Annotated in this window: 3 protein-coding genes; 1 reads left to right on the forward strand and 2 read right to left on the reverse strand. The window is 60.9% G+C overall.

Annotated features, from left to right (window positions below; translation table 11 throughout):
* Positions 1-190: 190 nt before the first annotated feature.
* Complete coding sequence (locus tag ABLV64_RS05710; RefSeq protein ID WP_004204521.1) at positions 191-868, reverse strand: isochorismatase family protein; 678 nt, start codon at positions 866-868, stop codon at positions 191-193.
* Between the two features lie 18 nt (positions 869-886).
* Positions 887-1,747: a pirin family protein gene (locus tag ABLV64_RS05715; protein WP_348843340.1), complete on the reverse strand. Its 861-nt coding sequence runs from the start codon at positions 1,745-1,747 to the stop codon at positions 887-889.
* 114 nt (positions 1,748-1,861) lie between these two features.
* Here ABLV64_RS05715 and ABLV64_RS05720 point away from each other — a divergent pair, with 114 nt between their 5' ends.
* Entirely contained in the window at positions 1,862-2,767 is a 906-nt protein-coding gene (locus tag ABLV64_RS05720; RefSeq protein ID WP_004204523.1) for a LysR family transcriptional regulator, read from the forward strand.
* Positions 2,768-2,908 lie beyond the last annotated feature (141 nt).

A 2,908-nucleotide genomic window follows, 5' to 3' on the forward strand; every position in this document is an offset into this window, starting at 1 on the left:
ACACACTTTCCAGGCGTGCTCCTTCAGCCACTCGGACACCTCACCATATTGTCTTGCTGCTCACCTTGGGTGGGCAACGGGGCGCTACTATAGGGAGTTGCGTTAAAACGGTCAAGCATATTTTCTTCTTTCTTTACCGACCGCTCACGCAATGAACAACGCCCCGCTGCGACGCAGTGGGGCGGGTGTTTTAGCGCTGAGAATCAAGCTGTTCGTTATTCTTCACCACGTCCTGCGCTTTGCTGTAGCTTTCGATCAGCAGCTGGTAGGCCGGGAAGACTTTGGTGTACACCTCCGCCCATTCTGCCGCGTCCGGGCGATTCCAGGTGCGCTGCAGCTCAGAGGCGACGGCGGCGGTATCCATCGGCACTACGCCAGCCTGTACCACGCGAGCCAGGGTAATCTCCTGCGCCATTTTGCTGTAGGTGCCGGAAGCGTCAATCACGGCAAACACTTTATAACCGTCGGCGACGGCGGCAATCGCCGGGAAGGCCATGCAGACGCTGGTGATGGTCCCGGCGATAATCAGCGTTTTGCGACCGGTCGCTTTCACCGCGGCGACGAATTCCGGGTTATCCCAGGCGTTGATCTCGCCTTTACGGGCGATGTATTGCGCATGCGGCGCGTTCTCATGAATCTCCGGGATCAGCGGACCGTTCGGCCCCTGCGGCACGGAGGCGGTGGTGATCACCGGGATCCCGGCAAGCGAGGCCATCTTCGCCAGCGCGGCGGCGCGAGCGCGCAGCTCTGGCATCGGCATATCGCCGACGGTCTGGAACAGGCCGCTCTGGTGGTCAATCAACAGCATTGCGGTATCGTTGACATCAATCACCGGACGAGCACCGTTAAAATTAGCGGGAGTAGACATAGTATTCACCTCAATCAGTTAGATTTGGCCAAAGCGGCCGCTGTTAAAATCGCGAACGGCTTCTGCGATCTGCGTTTTGTTATTCATGACAAACGGGCCATACCCCACAATCGGCTCCTGCAGCGGTTCGCCGGCCATCAGCAGAACTTTTGCCTGGGCGGTCGCCTCCAGATGCAGTGCTTCTCCTGCCTGGCTCAGGACGGCGAGCTGTCCTTCGCGGGCGGATTCGGAACCGTTGATGATCACTTCCCCTTCCAGTACCACCAGCGCGGTACTCCAGCCTTCCGGCTGGCGCAGCGTGAGGTCGCTCCCCTGATTCAGCTGCATATCCCACACGTTAAGCGGTGAGAAGGTATGGGCCGGGCCGCTGACGTCGTCATACTGGCCGGCAATAACCCGAACCTGTCCGGCGCCATTCGTCAGCGCGACGGTGGGGATCGTCCCGGCGGTAATGCTCTGGTAGCCGGGGGTCGCCATTTTGTCTTTGGCGGGCAGGTTGACCCACAGCTGGATCATCTTCAGCTCGCCGCCGCTGCGGGTGAAGGCCTCCGAGTGGAACTCTTCGTGCAGGATCCCGGCGCCCGCCGTCATCCACTGCACGTCGCCTGGACCAATCACCCCGCCACGGCCGGTGGAGTCACGATGTTCTACCTCTCCGGCGTAGACGATGGTGACGGTTTCGAATCCGCGATGCGGATGCTCACCGACGCCGCGTTTATTGCTGCCCGCCGGGAAGGTGTACGGCCCGGCATAGTCGAGCAGTAAGAAGGGGCTCAGCTGCTGGCCGTGCGTCTGATAGGAAAACATCGAACGAACCGGGAAGCCGTCGCCTACCCAATGCTGCGCGGGCGCGGTGTAGACTCCTGTAATCTGTTTCATGGCTTTCTCCTGTGTATCGGTATCTGATGCGAATAAGCTTATATCCGGGACGACATGTGCGGTAGTAAGCAAAAATGGCCTATACTGTTCCAAAAATGGAACAATGGAGGAAGGATGCAGGATCTCAATGACTTCGCCTGGTTTGTCCAGGTCGTGGACCATGGCGGTTTCGCCGCGGCGGGGCGAGCGCTTGACCAGCCGAAATCCAAGCTCAGCCGCCGCATTGCGCAACTCGAGGAGCGGCTGGGCGTGCGTTTGATTCAGCGAACCACTCGCCAGTTCGCGGTTACCGAGGTCGGGCAGACCTTTTACCAGCATTGCAAAGCGATGCTGATAGAGGCCGAGGCGGCGCAGCAGGCGGTCGACACGCTGCGCGCCGAGCCGCGCGGCAGCGTCAGGATCACTTGTCCGGTCACCTTGCTGCATGTCCATATCGGACCGATGCTGGCGCGATTTATGGCGCGCTATCCCGGGGTCACTTTGCATCTTGAGGCGACCAACCGCCGGGTGGATGTGGTCGGGGAGGGCATTGATGTGGCGATCCGCGTTCGGCCCCGGCCTATCGAGGACAGCGATTTGGTGATGCGCGTGCTGGCGGACCGAGGGCACCGGCTGGTGGCCAGTCCGGAGCTGATTTCCCGGCTCGGACGTCCGCAGGCGCCGTCTGAGCTGAGCGCCTGGCCTGGGCTCAGCCTGGGGGCGAACAAGCATCAGCATAAATGGCAGCTTACCGGGCCTGAGGGGGCAAGGGCGGAGGTGTATTTCACGCCGCGAATGGTGACCACCGATATGCTGGCGCTGCGCGAGGCGGCGATGGCCGGCGTAGGGGTGGTGCAGCTTCCTTTATTAATGGTGCGCGATCAGCTGGCGTCAGGGGAGTTAGAGGTGGTACTGGATGAGTGGCAGCCGCGGCGGGAAGTGATCCATGCGGTATTTGCCTCACGGCGCGGGCTGCTGCCCTCTGTCAGGGCGCTGGTGGATTATCTCAGCGAAGAGTATCAGCGAATGGAAGAGGATTAGCTTCGGGATTGGCTTTTCTCGGGGGGCTCCCCCCGGGGAGAATATAAAAGAAAAGAGCCCGCGCTTGCGTACAGGCTCTCATCTCGAATATGGCGGTGAGGGGGGGATTGACTCGCTTCGCTCGCCCCTGCGGGGCAGCCC

Origin of the sequence: Klebsiella sp. JB_Kp031 (assembly GCF_040064295.1) — a bacterium.
Lineage (GTDB): Bacteria > Pseudomonadota > Gammaproteobacteria > Enterobacterales > Enterobacteriaceae > Klebsiella > Klebsiella quasipneumoniae.

Bases quoted from the DNA above. Each gene is read 5' to 3' on its own strand.
- ABLV64_RS05720 (WP_004204523.1), top strand. From the start codon at position 1,862: ATGCAGGATCTCAATGACTTCGCCTGGTTTGTCCAGGTCGTGGACCAT.
- ABLV64_RS05710 (WP_004204521.1), bottom strand. From the start codon at position 868: ATGTCTACTCCCGCTAATTTTAACGGTGCTCGTCCGGTGATTGATGTC.
- ABLV64_RS05715 (WP_348843340.1), bottom strand. From the start codon at position 1,747: ATGAAACAGATTACAGGAGTCTACACCGCGCCCGCGCAGCATTGGGTA.